This is a genomic window from Niallia sp. RD1 (assembly GCF_024219955.1).
In the GTDB taxonomy this organism is placed as follows: domain Bacteria; phylum Bacillota; class Bacilli; order Bacillales; family Cytobacillaceae; genus Niallia; species Niallia alba.
This window is the reverse complement of record NZ_CP100420.1, coordinates 4,073,617-4,090,363: the sequence shown is the minus strand read 5'-3', so window position 1 is coordinate 4,090,363 and position 16,747 is coordinate 4,073,617. Positions and strand designations below refer to the sequence as shown.

The window sequence follows — 16,747 nt, the reverse complement described above, 5'->3', positions numbered from 1 at the left end:
AAATAGGGATACTTAATGTTAATGCTAAACTATATTGTCCAGAAATTGACGGTATACTTTGTCCCGATTTTGATGGAGAAAATGACCAAAAAATGGAGGCTGCGAATCACTAAGCCTCCATTTTCAATATCAAATTCCAATTTTATATATCTCATTTTCCTTTAAATCAAGCTTTACACCTTCAGATCCCATTACAATATACCACTGCCTATCTAATTCCAACCGACAAGGAATTCCAATGTCTCCTTCAATACAAAGTTCAAAAAACTCACCACAATGTATCATGTAGTTATCATCATCCATTACCACTGACCAGCAATCTAAATCCTTCTCATAGATCATATTCAACCACAGTCTGCTCATGACAGTTCCCCCTGAATGACATGCTTAACCATATGATCATCAATGATACGACGTCCATTTTGGGCTCCATACAGGAGACTGTGTGTGCATAATTTATTTATAAGTCTTGGCGTTCCACCAGAAAACCGATGAATTTCCTCCAAAGCACCGTCTGAAAAGATTTGTTGGTCTACCCCAGCATAATCTAGATGTCGTGAGACATATTCATTAACCTGAGCCTGATCATAGTGACTTAATCTAAATTGAATATCAATTCTTTGGCGAATGGCTGCGTATGATTGAAGACGCAGACGGTCCCATAATTCACTTTGTCCCACAAGGATAAGAGCCATCGGACTTTGCGCATCCATTTTAAAATTCAGTAAAAATCTAACCTCCTCAAGCATCTCACGGTCTAACAGGTGGGATTCATCTATTACAACTACGGGTTGGATCCCATGAATGCCTCTCATTAACTCAATTTCCCGATGTAGCTGCCGTTTTGCATCCCCTCGATAAAATTTCGCTTCCGACCCCAACTGCTCTAATAATCCTTTATAAAAATGCCGGGGAGTTAGTTTTGAATCGGATAAATATAGTACTTGAAATTTGCCGCCATCAAGGCCATCGACAAATTTCCGAATTGTTGTGGTTTTCCCAGTGCCACAATCTCCGGTTAATACGGCAAATAACTGTCTTTCTGCCGCATACTTTAACCGGCCCAAAACTTCTTGCATCGTAAACGATTCATAAAGTTGAGTTGGAGGAACATCCCGAGTAAAAGGGGTATGTTTCATTCCATAAAAGTCCTCAAACATCTTCGCCATCCTCCTTCCAAATAGCACGGAAAGAAACGGCTGGAGCTTGCTCAATTTTTCGTTCTTGATGCTTCTGTTCGGCTGCTTTAAGAAGTCTGGAAGAATCAGTTTTATGTGATTGGAGATGTGAAGGCAATGTTGGACGTTTCCCAGCTCTTTCACCAATCACAAGCTTTTTGGCTTTCCACGGGGAATGCCCCTCGTATTCAATTGTTAGCTCATCCAAGTACGCAGGGTCATAAACAACATCTACTTGACGACCAATAAAGGATAGGCCAACCTCATATTTCTGATCCATAAAACTAATGCATCCCGACTTATCTACTTTCCGCGTCTCACAATGCAAGAATGCATTCGCTAGTTTGTCAGGATCAATAAATCGAAGGGCTTTTTTATCGCTTCGAAAAGCAGTTTCAGGGCTAATGTTCTCCCCAAGACCGGAATGTGGTTTATTTTGATAACACTCTGATAACCATACTTGAAAGAGCTCATTCAAGCGATCTAATGAATTGGGCTTTTCAAGCGCTGCTTCACCTAAGAAAGAGTCTACCACTCTATTAAAGCGTTCAACCTTTCCTTTTGACTCAGCCGCATACGGTTTTGCATAGATTAGCCTTGTGCCTAATTTGGAACAAGTACGAGACATCCACCTAGTTCTGTACTGTTTACCGTTATCAAAATAAACAGCATCAGGGACGCCGTATTTTTGTATAGCGTTTCGAAAAGCATCTTCTATAATCCTGGAATCTAGGGTAGGATAGAAGGCACCATGCAGAATAAATCGGGTTGCGTCGTCTATTATAGCTACTAAATAGACCTGCTTCTTCGTGCCGTTTGGTCCAATGGGCAAATAAGGTCCATATTTAATATCCGATTGCCACAGCTGGTTACGATGACGCTTTTGAAATCGTCTAGCCGCTACTCCTGTTTGAGAGTAGAGCCTCATTTGCCTAGAACTATATCCTCTTTCAGTTAACTTTTCTTGAAGGGTTGAACGTTTTAGCTGCCCTGGTTTAGCCAAGCCCTCCCACTCTAGTATTTGAATAATTTGGGCAACACTTCTAGTAGGGGCTTCTTTTCGAAGAAGAATCGCTTGATCCAATAAATGCGAGGGAATGCCCTCTTTTTTCATTTGTTCTGAGATTCCTTTTGGCTTTAGCCCTTCAAAACTTTCATTACGATACTGCTCAAGGTAACGTCTGATTGTCCTTTCAGAAAGACCGCTGGTCTTACATATATGGTTTTTCAATTCCTTTGCTTTTCCAGCATCTAGCCCTTCCGCCAACAAAGGGGCAATGAGTTGGAACCTTTGTACTGCAATCTCTTCTGCCTTTTTTTGATTTCTCATGATAACACTCCTTTTACAAATGTGATTATCATGAGTGTAAATCAGCTTTCTTCGGACAAGAATGCAGAACGGGTATGTAGCCACAAATTAAAATTCACAATTGGCCGGACAATTCTCTCCAGCCATCTGGGGGCATTCCCCACCAGCCGTCCTATTCTTTGAAGTGCAGGCTCTGAATTTGCGGACGTCAAATTCAAAGGGACCTCGCCTTGTTTAGTTCGAAGCACAATAGACATAAGACAATTAGCCCAGTAATCTACAAAATAATTAAACCAATTTAACCAACGAAATAGGGTAGACTCATCAGCTGGAACATCATGTGAAGAAGGGTTCGAAAGAACCGACTCAATACACTCTGCCTTATACCTCTTATATGGAACTAAGAAATCTGGTAATTCATGATGAATCCGGCCGCATTGATCACAACCTAATCGCCGAATGTTGTATACTTTTGTCTCTCCAGAACTTTCTCTTGATTTTCTATCTCTAGTACCAATTACGCTCATGCTTTTCCCGCAACAGGGAGAAGGAATCCTCCCCGCACCTCTAACTAAAAACTCCTTTGTTTTCAATTAGTTTATAATCTGATACAATAATCATATGGTTTTTTAGGGGACGTCTCCCGTATATCTGTTGGCGCAGGTATACATAATGGGAGGCGTCTTTTCCTTTCTCCAGAATCATAATCATAAATGTCGAAATGTTTCGAATCATGTACATATGGACATTATAACCGTCTAATTCTGGACAGGCAACACCGTCAACTTTCGGTCATTTTGAATTAGCAAAAACAACTTAACCCCACCATTATAATACCAGTTGGAAATTTAAAATAATAATGAAGTAATAGTGCGATCCCAAGGATTCCACCATCTATTAAATGATGAGGAACTAGAAACCCATTCACACCAACTCCTAATAACAGACTTCCAATAAGAGTAGCTATTAATTTCTGAAAAATAACAATCACCTTGTCTCATTTTTAATCTAATAATATGTCGGGGTTTTAAGGTTAAGAATAAGAATGCAGAGAAAAAATTAAATATATTAGGGAATACTTCATTTATTAGGGGATAATCGCCTCCACTTTCCCCCTTTCTTAAAAGGCATTAAAGTACCCCATAAGAAGGACTTTTTTTAAGTGTCCATCTTATAGGGTACATTTTATAACGGAATGGGGCTTTTTACTATCGTGCCAGCGAAAGAATGCTAATGTAATGTCATTTCAACCTAGTGATTATACAATGATTATTAATAGCGATTCTCGTATAGAAGCTACAATAGTGAGCTTGAATGAAAAAGGATTACGTCTTTTACTTGATGGATATGTAATTTATACCGAGATAAATTTATAGATGCATTGTTACTTGAGAAGAATATGAATAAACTAAACAACCAATCTCCGATTACAATAGGTTACCAAACGATAATACTTCAACAAATGTATCTGATTTGTTGAATATAAAATAAAAAGCAGTCGATTTAGCAATACCGACTGCTTTTTTATTTGCTAATTTTTAAATGTACCACGTCTTCCTAAAGCTAAACTAATCCATAAAATCGCGATGAAGGCGATAATTAAAATATATAAATAGGATTTCGGGTCTTTATCAGAAATAGGCAATGTGACATTCATACCAAAAAAACTAAACACAAGGGTCGGTAACGTTAAAAAAACTGTAAATAGCGTGAGTGTCTTCATCGTGTTATTTAATCTATTGGATATCAAAGAAGAATAGGAACCCGTAATACTGTTCAAAATTTTTGTATATAACTCTGTAGTACCTATTGCTTGGTTGTTCTCTATACGAATATCTTCTAATAATGATTTATCTTCCTCGTATAATTTGACTGAACTTGTTCGAAATAAGCGATTAATTACTTCTACATTTGCTGTTAAGGAAATTAAAAAATAAACTAAACTTTTTTCAATTTCCATTAGGTCATATAACTGCTTGTTAGTTAAGGAATTTCGTAAATTGCTTTCAATTTTAAGACGTTGTCTATTCAGTAATTTCAGCTTTCCAATATATTGACTTGAAATGTTGAATAATATTTCTAATGCAAGTCTTGTCTTCATGGAAGTATTAATATTTCTTTTTATTAACTGTTCCTCAAAGTGAAGGGACTGACTACTAATGGTTACTATATAATCTTTGCCTAATAAAATACCGATCGGAATTGTAATATACGATTCAAATTGCTTATTATTTATATCAATGATCGGAAAGTCATTAATTATTAACGTACAATCCGTTTTTTCATCGTACTCAACACGTGCATTTTCTTCTAAATCTAATGGGTCTTCTAAAAATTCTAAAGGAATATTGTAATGTAATGAGATTTCATTCAATACTTCTTTGGTAGGAGCCGTAATATTTAACCAGCAGTCCTTTTCTAATCTATAATTTTCTTCCATTTTCCCATTTAAATCCGTTTTATAAATTTTCAACATAGTTTCACAACCTTTCGATTTATTACGATTGCTTGTATATTGAATAATCCTTCGTAAACGGAGAGCGCTCCTAAATCAAAAATGACTATGTTACATACAGTATTTTAAATTACCGGTCCAATAAATTAGTAAATACAAATTAAAATAGGGGAACCTGTGGAGATAGACTTGTATACTCTCCGTATAGAACATTTACGCAATATAAACTTTTTATACACTTTAATACTCCTGTCCAAAATAGAATGTTCCCCCTTTCAAATTTTAAAACCCTCTAGAGAAATATCTAGAGGGTTCGATACGCATAAGTAAAAAGCATATAGTCTCCTCCATAGTCGAGCTTTGGCACTATACAACGTAAAGGATAATCCTTAGCTACCTTATGAAAAGCCTTAATTCGGCAGTTCCTGTTCTACCCATTGGCATCTTTCGATGTTTCAGGGCAGTAGCCTATGTTTGTATAGGAGCCTCACCTAACGAGGACTGTAACCCTTAATATTGTACACTTGCTCATTAAAATTAGTCAATAACATATGGTATTCTGATTGAGTCAAGTTTTTGTGGGAGTTTTTTTAGCTCCCTTTTTTATAAAGTAAAACCTCTAAGTTTGTATCCGCTTTCCAATTGGTTTTGTTCTTCCAACTGTTGATTCTCTCATTTTTTAAAAACCTTTTAATCCCTGTAAGGCAAAGTGAACGGGTTTTCCAATCGCTTGATTTAAGTATGGCATGTTCTGACGCACGGTTTCTGTTACTAATTTTGTGGGTATTTTTCTTTTCGCTCGATGCTCTTTCTTTGATTTTTCCGTGGCTTTTTCCCATTTCCCATATATCGTTTGGATGGATAGGTCATCCTTCAATCCAATCCACAAGCGCGCCATGCTCATGACCCCTTTTTTGCTCCAGGCTCTTCCATTCTTTAATCGTTTGGCTAATTGATTCATCATCGCCTCTGCACTTCCCATTGGACGATACGCTGTCGTGTCCACACCTTTTTCCTGTAACCAACTACGGTAATCTTTTATGGTTTCCTGATGATGCGTTAAAAAGGCAAGGAAATGCTCTAGTTTTTCTTCTTTTTCTGGTGTATCCATTGTTCCTACTGCGCTATTCAACTCTAGAAGTAATGTTTCTACCTGGTAGTTTCTTAACGCTCTTTTCACGTAGCGGTATCGAGGATAGCTCTTCATTAGTTGCTTCATCGAACGAGCGACATGAAAACGGCGCGTTCCCGAAAATACTCCCGACATGCCGTTATCCAGCCTGCTCCATCACCATTAATAATAAGCAAGGTTTGGGTAGGATCATACGCATAATGATTCTGTAAGAACGTTTCAAAGGCTTCCCAAAAGGGTTCTTTTCCTTCATAAAGAAAATGCCTTTTATTTCGGAGCCTGATTCGCTTTCCGTTTTCTTTCCATCCCTCGTGTACAGCGGCGAATTTCAACTCCCATCCACGCTTTTTCTTTTCTTGACTCTTCACATATAATCCATCTACTTCGACAAACAATACCTTTTGAAAAGGGCGTTTTTCCTTAGCGGGAAGTACGCTTGTTTGAAGAAGATGTTGCCGTAATGCTTCGTGGCTCATCGCCGAATAGCCTAAAAATTGTTCGAACGTTTCCACCGCCTTTCGATAGGAGGAGCCATTCGTCGCTAGTTCTAGCCCCCATTCTTCTAGTAGCGGACTAAATCCCTTATTCCCCTGAAACTGTAAATAGTGATCTAATAGACAAATATATTTTTTAGTCACACGATCAAAATAATAATTACGCTTCAGCTCCACAGCTCCAAACGCTGTATCTAATCGTATTTCTCGTTTATCACGTAAAGCAAATCTTCGTTTGTCTAGTTGCTTTGCAATCTCTTGATCCCAATTTTCTAACGTTTGAATAAGGATTTCTTGAAACGTCATTTGTAGTGTTCGAAATAAAGTTTTTTCCAATTCTTTTAATGATGGCATTTTTATGTTACATTGATTCATGAGAGCCTCTCCTTTTCGTAGTTTTCGCCAAATTCTACTTTACAAAAGGATGCTCTCTTTTTTAATGCTTAATTTTTTCCAGCTACCGCGCTCTCGCTTGGTGGCCTTTTTGTCTAGTTGGGGGACGCGTCCCAATGTCATCAAGTTAAGAAACCAGTAATTACCAGTGGTAAACCAAAATTGATGTTTATAATATTCTGATAACTAAAAAAGCCAATAGGATGCCCGGGAAGTGCCTATTTAATTTTTTTGGCATTTCCCTGATTTTCCTATTTGTTCGTTTTGTTAGATAGCTGGTCGTTGTCCAAATCCATGTTTATTCGCATTTAGCCCTCTGGAACGTTTAAATTTCCTTCCAGGTCTAATTGGGACTCTATTTCGCTGAACTTCGTTCAGTAGGTCTTTATACATCTTTTTTCTTCGCCTTTGACTTGGTTCAATGATTAAACAAATGAGCTTATCTTTTAGTGCGCCAATTAAAATATTGGTGTTAGTTTTATATTTGTGCTTTAAGTCTTTATCCTTCTGATCCTCGGCGATGATCACATCTGACTCATGCTTTAGTAGGGAAGCCATGTTGCTTAAAAATAAAGCAGCATAAAACTCTTGTTCAATCGTCTGTTTTGTTTCGCCTGAGAATCTTTCAATCTGTATTTTGTTTTTTAAGACATCGTATTTTGTTTCGATTGACCATCGTTTAAAGTACAACTCTTTAAAAGCCGGAATATCAAAAGACTCATCTAATATATTCGTTATAAGTAATTCATCTTCTCCAGAGCCTAATGGGATACGGACCGCACGCAAACGCATGACGTTGCTTTTATACTTGAGTTCAATGACCTGATCAGGGATCCCTTCTTTTATAGCGGCTCGGTAAAAATTAACTGGCGTTCTAACAACAAAATTCACTTTATTCTTCAAAAGATAGTGAAAGAAATATTGAGATGGATACCCACGGTCAAAAAGAAAAAGGTCGTGGTTAGAACGCAGTTCTAGGAAACTATCAATTAATTCTATCGCTACTGTGCGCTCGCTATCTGTACATTTTGTGATTATCCCCTTTACAAATAAATCATTTCCGATATCATAAATAGTAGATACCATGGCTCTGGCAAGTTCCTTGCCATTGCCCTTTGATGCGCCGAAGGTATCTCTTAGCCTTTGGGAATTGGCTATTTCTATGATAGACGCATCAATCGCATATAACCGGAAGCCCTTATATTTAAAGGAGTTATTTGTCTGATAAAACCACGTCGTAATGGTGTCAAATAACGTCTTGAAGGCTTCTGGTTTTATTTTTTTTCGCGCTTGTGAAAATCCCTGTTTACTTATAATTTCTCCTTCTTTTTTAATCAACTCAAAAAAGTCATTCAACTCAATCTGCAAGCTTCTCGTTACTAGATTTAGCACAAACAAAATTGTTTCTGGGAAAGTCAATTTGCCTCCTTTACGTGTAAAGTAGGTTGATTTCATGCGGGAATCGCACATGAAATGGAAATCGTACAATACCTCCCTACATACTTCAATCGCTTCTAAAAACTTGCTTTTTTTCAACAAAAAAACCCCATTTCGTACGAGATATACCAAGAACTGGTATTCACGCTGATTATGGAGGTGTTTCTGAAAAGTCAAGGGGTTTTTTCAATTTTATACAACAATTTTATGAATCTTTTTTAATATTTACATATTTTTACAATTTAGGTTTATGACATTGGGACGCGTCCCCCAACTAGACAAAAAGGATATTTATTCTCCCACAAATATTTTACTCATACCTTTAGTAATCTATCCTTATTAAAAACATTCGTTTTTGATAAGAAATTTTCCTTTATTCGCCTATAGTCAATTGGGGCATATTTTAAGGTAATGAAGGAATTTAAATGTATCATCTTGAAATTGTAAGTATTTAATAAAAGGGAGTTTTTTTAGGAGGGAGTTTTTGAGTTCAAATCCAAAATTGCGACTAACACAAAATGAAAAAACAAAACTTAGAAAAGCTAAAGTGAAAATAAGTGAAGTACATACTCTTAGTACCGAACAATTAGCTCAGATGCTAAATATTCCAGATGAGAGAGCAAGGACTGTTAAAGGTCTAGCTGAGTTTCAAACTGTTCCTTCCATTGGTTATAAAAATGATCCCAATAGTAGTAAGCAATGGTTTGATTTCACAAATGAAAGAAAGAAGTATCGAGAAAAAGTAGGTTATCCTGAGGGAAGACCTAAAACAGCTTGGTATGAATAAAGGAGGAAAAAATGAAAACAAAACTAGCACATGTCAGAGTCAATGTTAAAAATTTAGATGCAGCTATTGATTGGTATACGACTAAATTAGGGTTTAAAGTAGCTGCTATATGGCCGCCTGAAAAGCCTAACTATGCCCATTTTGAAGCAGAATATGGAGCGACATTCGCTTTAATGGAAGATAATAATTATCCGTCACACGGGCGGTATAATTTTAATATTTCAGATGTTGATGCATTATGGTCTGAATTAAAAGACCACGTTAATGTGATTGAAGAACTGTTTTCAACTCCTTATGGGACAAAAAAATTCACCATTAGTGATTTAGATGGAAACGAATTAGGTTTTGTTCAAGAATCTGAAAGCTAATTTCCTTCTTCAGCTATAGGGATCTTTTCCAGAGTAAGGTGTGCGCTCTTTTCACGTCTAAGTGTATATTGCAAAAACAAGCTAATATCATGTTCTAAGACATTAGCTGGTTTTTGCTACTAATTGAAATAATGAAAATTACGAGACTTTCAACTTAATAGGTATTCGTTGATCCATATTTAGTTCAAAAGTACCGTATGGATTGACATGATGATAAAATAAAGGTGTTAATCCCCTAAAATCTTCTGGAGTCATTTTCCTCAACCAATATTGGTTGTTGTCATAAAGCACTTCTTGTACCATTAAGGTATTCATATAGACTAAGCAATTTTGCAGCAATTGAAGTGATAAGGCAGAAACCTCTTGATCTTCTATCGAATTGGAACGAATTTCACTGTTTTTTCCATAGAAAATATAGGTATTCACCGAGTTCCATTGTTCAACTGTATTTAATCCTTCATGGATCTCTCTGCGAATCTCTTCATAGTGTAAATAATCACATAAAAAGATTGTTTTAATCGCTTTTCCTAATTCACATAAAGCCTGATAAGTTGGATGTTTCGTATCCCGTGTAAATCGCTTTAATATAGATTCGGCAGAAGCAGTACCCAATCGTAGAGCAGTTGCGAACTTAATGATTTGTTCATACTGTTGTCGAATTAGATCCCAATTAATCGGTCTACTTAAAGCCTGTTGGAGGTGAGGGTACTCCTCATTCATGCCGGCTTCTGGACGATATATCTTTTGAGACCCGATATTTTTAAAGCGTGGCATCAGTTTAAAACCAAGTAGATGACAAAAAGCAAAAGCAACGACACTTTGTCCATGTGTATCGACATAATTTCTGTCAACATCCATGTCCGTACAGTGACGAAGAACCCCTTCCATCATTGCTGCCACTTCCGAAGAAAGACAGGACTTCAGCTGAGAATAAATACAAGCTGACTTACGATCTGTATGCCAATAGATCATGACACCATGTTTCTTATAACGAGGATGCCATTCAGAAAGTAGGTTTTGATCCCAAGAGCCAAAATGTTTTGAATCGGAAGCACATGCAGTGGTGGCTTCTCCCCATACTTCTTTCATTCGATTGTAGATGATATGGTTGGTAACCTCTGCGTTGGCTTTTCGCAAATGATCCTTATGAATAAATTTTTGACGTATATACCGAAGTTCCCGATAACTATCTAGGTGGTTTCCGGCAGAAACTGTTTTCAAACCTGTATTCGTTCCTAATCCAAATAAACTTAGAAGAAGCCGTCGTTGAACGGTTTCTCGATCTAAAATCTCTCGATTGGCTGTGGTTTTAAAGTGTTTGGTAAACTCCGTGTGAAAATCTGTTTCTTTTAGTAAATCCAATAGGTTAATGTCAGACCAACGGTTCTTAATCTCCTGTTTAAGCTTCGTTACATGTGGAGGTTCTGGTTGCTTTTCGAGTGGAGTAAGTCTAATCCACCCCTTGTTATTTTTAGTAGTAATCGCTACTTTTTCGTTGCTTTGATCGCCTAGCCCTTGATTCAATAAATGGAGTTTATCTTTCATCAACTGTATAATATCTTTGATAAAAGGCTCTACATCAAGAGGGGCTTTCAGTGCTTGAAAATGTTCTTCCTTGTGCTCATCAAAATCTTGAGGGAGATCTTCATCCGGGTTTCGATATCGATTAGCGCCCTCAATCCAAATTTCTTTACAACGAAGTCTAGTACGAAGCGATTGTATCACAGCAATTTCATAATTGATTCGATTCACTCTCTCAATCCCTTTGCTGTCTGTCTCGACAATAACGTCTTTCTATTTCGGCTGAATTACACCTTCAATGGGAACTTCATCTCCAGCAGCAAAATAACGCTGCCCACTTTCTCCATACTCTCGAATAAGTTGGATAGCCTCGATGATCGGCTGATGAAATTGATTATTCGAGCGAAAAGTAAGGTTGTTTAAAATTTTAGAAAGGGACTTTCGATAATGCCCTTGGTAAGAAGAATGCATTTTTGTATAGATTTTTTCTTTGTACTCTCGGCTATTCTTTGTCATGTCCTTAATAATATCTCGAATCATATCAGAGCTAACAATAGGGAATAGAGTATCTTGAATGACCCCTTCTGGGTGATCCACGGTTGCTTTTAACAAATTGACAATATGTTTATTTTTCCCTTGGACTCTTTCTAATTCTTCTACTGCTTCTTTACGGGTTGTATTTTTGGCCTTATTTCCGAATTTAAGCGTAATTTCATCCAATAAATCAGCTAAATAATCAATGACTTCCTCATGACGATGCGAAAATAAAATGACAAGAAGGGTATAGCGTATAGGTTCAGGGTGTGCACGTAATTCCGTTACGGTTTCTGTGGCTGCACGAAGTCGATATTTTTTTACTAGTTTAGGAGATATCTGTTTACATAAACCATCAGGAATTTGAAGATGTTGAATGGCTAATAATTTTTTGATTTCCATTTCTATTGTACTTACACTTGGTTTGCTGGGAGAAGATAAAAGCTGACGAAAAGTTAAAATATCTGATTCCTTTTCCTTATGAAACGCTTCTTCAAAACCTTCTGGTGATACTTCATCAGCATAAGATTCCAGAAGCGCATCTAATCGTGAACAGGTCTTAGGAGGAAGTTGCTGATAGGTCATTTTATATAAACTCTTTTCAAAATGATCGACAGCAGATTCAATCATTCGCCTTAAGCTTCCTACTGAAGGAGGTTCAACTTTCCACGTACGAAAGAGACTGTATGCTTTTCAAGTAGTCAATATCATGTGTAAACTGAACTTGTTCTCCTAACCATTCTGCAAAAAGATGATTGTCATTTGCAGTTAGTTCTCGAAATCCAAAAAGGTTACGTATTGCCTTTCGATGTTCTGTATAACTTCTTTCTTTTCCACCCCAACCATAGTTATCAAAAAAATCCTCAACCGAAGCATCTACTTGATTAGCTAAATGTTGAACAACTTCTTTGGGCACATCTTGCTTCTTGTTAGGAAACTGTGCTTCCTGTTGAAAATATTTAAGAATAACTGCAAACCCTATACGGTTTGCGCTTGTTTTCTTACTTAGCACTAAGTGATTTTCATTTGGCAATAAACTAAAATGTTCATCGAGTTCATTTTGATTCCAATTTCTCTTCAATGGCTTCCCTCTTCTCGCTATGTCTTTTTATAAACAGTATAAATTTCGACATAGCGAGCTATCAACAACACTTATCAAAATTACCAAAAACAATTTTACTTTTATTGGTAATAATCTTGCGGACTAGAGCAGCTACCCTGTCACTAAGCCTTAAAGGACCATAATGTTAAACAAACATGTCTAGATTAAACCAAAAAAGACAACCTATTGGATTGTCTTTTACTCTATATTTAAACCGGAAAATATTTCGTTAAATCTTTCAAGGATAAAGTCAATAAAATACCTACTTGCTATTGGTAACACCCTTTTGTCTTTATATGCCAAACTTATTGTGCGTGCAACAAATGGAGAGATTGGTTTTGTTAGAATATTATACGGACATCTATCTAAGACTAGTTTCGGTAAAATTGATATGCCAAGACCTTGTTCAACCATAGACATAATTGCATAATCGTCATGTACGCGGAATTGTATATTAGGTTCAATAAAATTTTGTTTAAAAATAGTTAATGCTTCATTTATTTCTCCTTCATCTAAAAGTATAAAAGGTTCATCTGTTAGTTCTTTCAATGAAACTTTGTTTTTAGATGCTAATCTATGACTTTTTGGCACTACGGCAAGCATTTCATCTTCATTTAATGGAATGGTTGTTAGTTTAGATACAGCAGCGGGGTTAACAAAGCCAAAGTCTACGAACCCTTCTTTAATCCAGTTAGAAATAACAGTATACTCTCCTTGATATATATTAAAAGAAACAGATGGGTACTTATTTTTAAAATCCTTTATCCAGTTTGGTAGCCAGTGACATGCAACGCTAGAGAATGTTCCAATACGAATAAGTCCACTTTGTAACCCCATCATCTCGTTTTGCTTTTCCAATAATTCCACATGTGAATTGCTAATATTTCTAATGTAAGGTAAAAATTCTTCGCCATCTGGTGTTAAAGTTATACCAGTTCTAGAGCGTAAAACAAGAGTTGTTGAAAGTTCTTTCTCTAAGGAATTCACCATCTGACTAATGGCAGACTGAGTATAGCCTAGTTCTTCAGCAGCCTTAGTAAAATTACCTGTTTCAATTACTTTCATAAAAGCATGATATGTGTTCATCCTATATACTCCTTGTATTAGAAATCATAATAATTCCATTATAAATATTAATTTCACTAATGTATATGTAGATGATACGATATAGCCACTAGTAAATACCTGAAAGGATAAAATTAGATGACACAAAAACAGGCAAATTTGTTATTGGCAACTGTCTCTTTAGGGTGGGGGACATCTTATATTTTTATGAAGCTTCTGGTGGATTCTGTTTCTCCTTTCACTGTAGTAGCCTTACGATTTGGAATTGCATTTCTAGTTATGATTGTGATTTTTTATAAAAAGCTAATTAGTGTAAATACTAAAATATTGAAATACAGTGCCATTGTAGGAGCACTTTTATGCGGGATTTTCATTGCGCTTATGTATGGAATGAAAACGACAACAGCTTCTTCAGCAGGCTTTTTAACAAGTACAACGGTCATTTTAGTGCCTATATTACAAACACTAATTACAGGAAAATTACCTCGCAAAGAAATTACATACGGGGTTATAACTGTTTCCATTGGCTTATCACTACTTACAATTACAAATAATTTTACATTTGCATTAGGTTCACTTTTATGTTTGGTTGCTGCCCTTCTTTATGCGGTACACATCATCGTTACAAATTACTTTGTTCAAGAGCTTGATGCACTTCAATTTGGGATGTTTCAACTGGGTTTTGCTAGTATTTATGCTACTATAGGTATTTTCTTATTTGAGACACCTGCTTTACCAATTGAAGCAGTGGAGTGGTTAGCACTACTTGGTTTAGCGATCATATGCTCTGCTTATGGTTTTGTGATGCAACCAATCGCTCAAAAGTACACAACTCCTGAAAGCACCGGTTTCGTATTTTCTCTCGAACCAGTTTTCTCAGCAATATTTGCATTTATCTTCCTAAGTGAAAACATGGGAGGACAAGGATATTTAGGTGCTTTGCTCATTCTCGTTGGTGTATTAATTGCAAACCTGCCATCAAAAAAGCAAATGATATTGGAGGAGATAAAGGAATGAATATTTTAATTATCTACGCACATCCAGAACCGAAATCTTTTAACGAGGCATTAAAGGACCTAGCTGTTTCAGAATTAACTTTATTAGGTCATCAAGTCAAAGTATCCGATTTGTATGATATGAACTTTAAGGCTGTTGCGGATAGCGACGACTTTATCAAACGAGAAAATAATGAGTTTTTAAAATATGCAGTAGAACAAAAAAATGCAGTTAAAACAAATAGCTTTTTGAAAGATATTCAAGAAGAACAAGAAAAACTTGTTTGGGCAGATTTTGTTATTTTCCAATTTCCTCTTTGGTGGTACTCGGTTCCAGCCATCTTAAAGGATGGTTTGATAGAGTTTTTGCTTCGGAATTTGTTTATTCAAGGGATATGCGGTATGACACAGGTGGCCTCAAAGGAAGGAAAGCAATGTTATCAATTACTACAGGTTCTCCAAAAGAGGCATATACTCCATATGGAATGGATGGAGATATACATGAAAAAATCCTTTATCATATCAATCATGGGATGCTTTATTTTGCGGGGTTCGATCCTGTAGAGCCATTCATTGCTTGGACTCCATCACATGATGAAGAAGAACGAAAAAGCTATTTAGAAGAGTATAAAAGGCGTTTACATCATCTTTTAGAAATACCTTCAATTCCATATCATCCACACTCACATTATGACGAAAATCATCAGTTGAAAAGCGAGTATAGATAGTAATTTGTTGTTAAAACTACCGAGTGCATTATGAAAGAGTTTTTCAACAAATGATTGAATTGTTGGCTGGCGCATTGTATTATTTGTAGTCCATTCCATAAATTTTATTCTAATGTTCATTGTGTTAATAAAGAACGTGGAGTTACTACTCTTGTAGATACCACTGCAGAAACCATTATTAATGAATTGGGCATTCAAACATCTGACATTCTTAACAAAAATGCAGTCGTATTTGTTGAAGGTAAAGATGATTATATTCTATTTAAGGAATTAATTGATAAGATTGCTAAGAACAAAGGGTATGGTGAAAACTTTGCAGGTCAAGAAATTGATATTATTCAAACGGATGGTTTTGACAAAATGAGTTTCTACGCTAATGCAAAGATTCTTCACAAAGACGCTGTGAGAACACCATTCTGGGTCATAACAGATTCTGATGGTGAAAATGTGGATGATAGAATACGCTTTTTAATAGACAAGGGTTCGTCTAATGGTGTTAGATTATTTTCTGAGCAATTAAAGGTACTAACAGAATACGCAATAGAGTCTTATTTCTTGGATCATACTTTAATTAATACTGTTTTTGCTATTGAGTTAGAAGCTGTACAAAAAATGTGTGACAGATATTTCCTCAAATATGAAGAGGAAAGATTAAAGGTACAAAGAAATCAGGGAAGTAAACGGAATTTCCAACAAAACTTAAAACCTAAAATTATGTTCTCAAATTTAGGGAAACAACAAGCACATATCGAACATATTCTAACGACTTATTACGATGCTGATGAAGAATTTAAGAATACTAGAACAGCTTTAATCCAACAATGGGAACAACGAGCAGAACCTATCAATTATTTTTTAGAAAAAATTACATTAGACCAATTAAAAGAGTCTAAAATGACAGAAATTATCTCAATTCTTGAAGAGATAGTTGATACTGTTCAAAATAATCGGCGATAAAAAAACAATTCTCTTTTACTTCAGCATTTTAAAAGAGTAAAATGTTTCTGGCATTTAAATGATGTTGGTTTTGGCAGTATGTTTATATATCAGTTTGTATTATTTCTTAATGAAAAACTGTATAAACACTGATATTTATACACAATTGGCAAGCAGTGTATTCGGCAATCAAAAAATGCTGTTAGTGGCAGTATATTTTACGAATTGAAAAAGAGCCAAAGTATACAAGTAGTGAATAAAAACTTGCATATTTCAGGCTCTTTAATTTAATTCCTTATTGTGTTGAAGCACC

At 36.0% G+C, this 16,747-nt stretch carries 11 protein-coding genes, 4 pseudogenes and 1 riboswitch; of the genes and pseudogenes, 5 read left to right on the top strand and 10 right to left on the bottom strand.

What is annotated here, in order from left to right:
* Positions 1–129 precede the first annotated feature (129 nt).
* The 8 genes and pseudogenes from NKG37_RS19530 to NKG37_RS19495 form a co-directional block, all read right to left on the bottom strand.
* Entirely contained in the window at positions 130–363 is a 234-nt protein-coding gene (locus tag NKG37_RS19530; RefSeq protein ID WP_254414818.1) for a DUF5348 domain-containing protein, read from the bottom strand.
* Positions 360–1,160, bottom strand: a complete 801-nt coding sequence (locus tag NKG37_RS19525) for an ExeA family protein (protein WP_367976433.1) — start codon at positions 1,158–1,160, stop codon at positions 360–362. Before NKG37_RS19525 ends, NKG37_RS19530 begins: the two co-directional genes overlap by 4 nt.
* Positions 1,153–2,508 (bottom strand): DDE-type integrase/transposase/recombinase, encoded by a 1,356-nt coding sequence (locus NKG37_RS19520; protein ID WP_254414816.1) that lies wholly within the window; start codon positions 2,506–2,508, stop codon positions 1,153–1,155. The genes NKG37_RS19525 and NKG37_RS19520 overlap by 8 nt, the downstream gene beginning before the upstream one ends.
* A gap of 41 nt (positions 2,509–2,549) precedes the next feature.
* A complete protein-coding gene (locus tag NKG37_RS19515; RefSeq protein ID WP_254414815.1) occupies positions 2,550–3,014 on the bottom strand; it encodes a DUF6431 domain-containing protein in 465 nt (154 codons plus the stop codon).
* 290 nt (positions 3,015–3,304) lie between these two features.
* Positions 3,305–3,469 (bottom strand): annotated as a pseudogene (locus NKG37_RS19510) (YitT family protein); the annotation flags it as partial.
* 549 nt (positions 3,470–4,018) lie between these two features.
* Entirely contained in the window at positions 4,019–4,963 is a 945-nt protein-coding gene (locus NKG37_RS19505) for a magnesium transporter CorA family protein (protein WP_254415154.1), read from the bottom strand.
* Between the two features lie 317 nt (positions 4,964–5,280).
* Positions 5,281–5,448: riboswitch (M-box (ykoK) riboswitch) on the bottom strand.
* Between the two features lie 173 nt (positions 5,449–5,621).
* A pseudogene (locus NKG37_RS19500) lies at positions 5,622–6,874 on the bottom strand (ISLre2 family transposase).
* Between the two features lie 354 nt (positions 6,875–7,228).
* Positions 7,229–8,416 carry an IS4 family transposase gene (locus NKG37_RS19495; RefSeq protein ID WP_254414795.1) on the bottom strand — a complete coding sequence of 396 codons (1,188 nt, stop codon included), beginning with the start codon at positions 8,414–8,416 and terminating at the stop codon, positions 7,229–7,231.
* A 466-nt stretch (positions 8,417–8,882) separates the two neighbouring features.
* Between NKG37_RS19495 and NKG37_RS19490 the strand changes: the two genes are divergently transcribed.
* Positions 8,883–9,185: a hypothetical protein gene (locus NKG37_RS19490; RefSeq protein WP_254415153.1), complete on the top strand. Its 303-nt coding sequence runs from the start codon at positions 8,883–8,885 to the stop codon at positions 9,183–9,185.
* Between the two features lie 11 nt (positions 9,186–9,196).
* Positions 9,197–9,553 (top strand): VOC family protein, encoded by a 357-nt coding sequence (locus tag NKG37_RS19485; RefSeq protein ID WP_254415152.1) that lies wholly within the window; start codon positions 9,197–9,199, stop codon positions 9,551–9,553.
* 138 nt (positions 9,554–9,691) lie between these two features.
* Here the strand turns inward: NKG37_RS19485 and NKG37_RS19480 are convergent.
* Together NKG37_RS19480 and NKG37_RS19475 are read right to left on the bottom strand one after the other, a co-directional pair.
* Positions 9,692–12,689, bottom strand: a pseudogene (locus NKG37_RS19480) (Tn3 family transposase).
* A gap of 219 nt (positions 12,690–12,908) precedes the next feature.
* Positions 12,909–13,796, bottom strand: coding sequence for a LysR family transcriptional regulator (locus NKG37_RS19475; RefSeq protein WP_254415151.1), 888 nt, complete (start codon positions 13,794–13,796; stop codon positions 12,909–12,911).
* 117 nt (positions 13,797–13,913) lie between these two features.
* On the opposite strand from NKG37_RS19475, the gene NKG37_RS19470 reads away from it, so the two are divergent.
* From NKG37_RS19470 to NKG37_RS19455, 3 genes and pseudogenes are all read left to right on the top strand, one after another.
* Positions 13,914–14,792, top strand: coding sequence for a DMT family transporter (locus NKG37_RS19470; RefSeq protein WP_254415150.1), 879 nt, complete (start codon positions 13,914–13,916; stop codon positions 14,790–14,792).
* A pseudogene (locus tag NKG37_RS26400) lies at positions 14,789–15,351 on the top strand (NAD(P)H-dependent oxidoreductase); the annotation flags it as partial. The gene NKG37_RS19470 and the pseudogene NKG37_RS26400, both read left to right, overlap by 4 nt.
* A gap of 201 nt (positions 15,352–15,552) precedes the next feature.
* A complete protein-coding gene (locus NKG37_RS19455; protein WP_254415148.1) occupies positions 15,553–16,455 on the top strand; it encodes a TOPRIM nucleotidyl transferase/hydrolase domain-containing protein in 903 nt (300 codons plus the stop codon).
* Positions 16,456–16,747 lie beyond the last annotated feature (292 nt).

Excerpts from the sequence above, each read along its gene's own strand:
- NKG37_RS19530 (WP_254414818.1), bottom strand. The coding sequence starts at position 363 with ATGAGCAGACTGTGGTTGAATATGATCTATGAGAAGGATTTAGATTGC.
- NKG37_RS19525 (WP_367976433.1), bottom strand. The coding sequence starts at position 1,160 with ATGTTTGAGGACTTTTATGGAATGAAACATACCCCTTTTACTCGGGAT.
- NKG37_RS19505 (WP_254415154.1), bottom strand. The coding sequence starts at position 4,963 with ATGTTGAAAATTTATAAAACGGATTTAAATGGGAAAATGGAAGAAAAT.
- NKG37_RS19495 (WP_254414795.1), bottom strand. The coding sequence starts at position 8,416 with ATGAAATCAACCTACTTTACACGTAAAGGAGGCAAATTGACTTTCCCA.
- NKG37_RS19470 (WP_254415150.1), top strand. The coding sequence starts at position 13,914 with ATGACACAAAAACAGGCAAATTTGTTATTGGCAACTGTCTCTTTAGGG.
- NKG37_RS19515 (WP_254414815.1), bottom strand. The coding sequence starts at position 3,014 with ATGAGCGTAATTGGTACTAGAGATAGAAAATCAAGAGAAAGTTCTGGA.
- NKG37_RS19520 (WP_254414816.1), bottom strand. The coding sequence starts at position 2,508 with ATGAGAAATCAAAAAAAGGCAGAAGAGATTGCAGTACAAAGGTTCCAA.
- NKG37_RS19475 (WP_254415151.1), bottom strand. The coding sequence starts at position 13,796 with ATGAACACATATCATGCTTTTATGAAAGTAATTGAAACAGGTAATTTT.
- NKG37_RS19485 (WP_254415152.1), top strand. The coding sequence starts at position 9,197 with ATGAAAACAAAACTAGCACATGTCAGAGTCAATGTTAAAAATTTAGAT.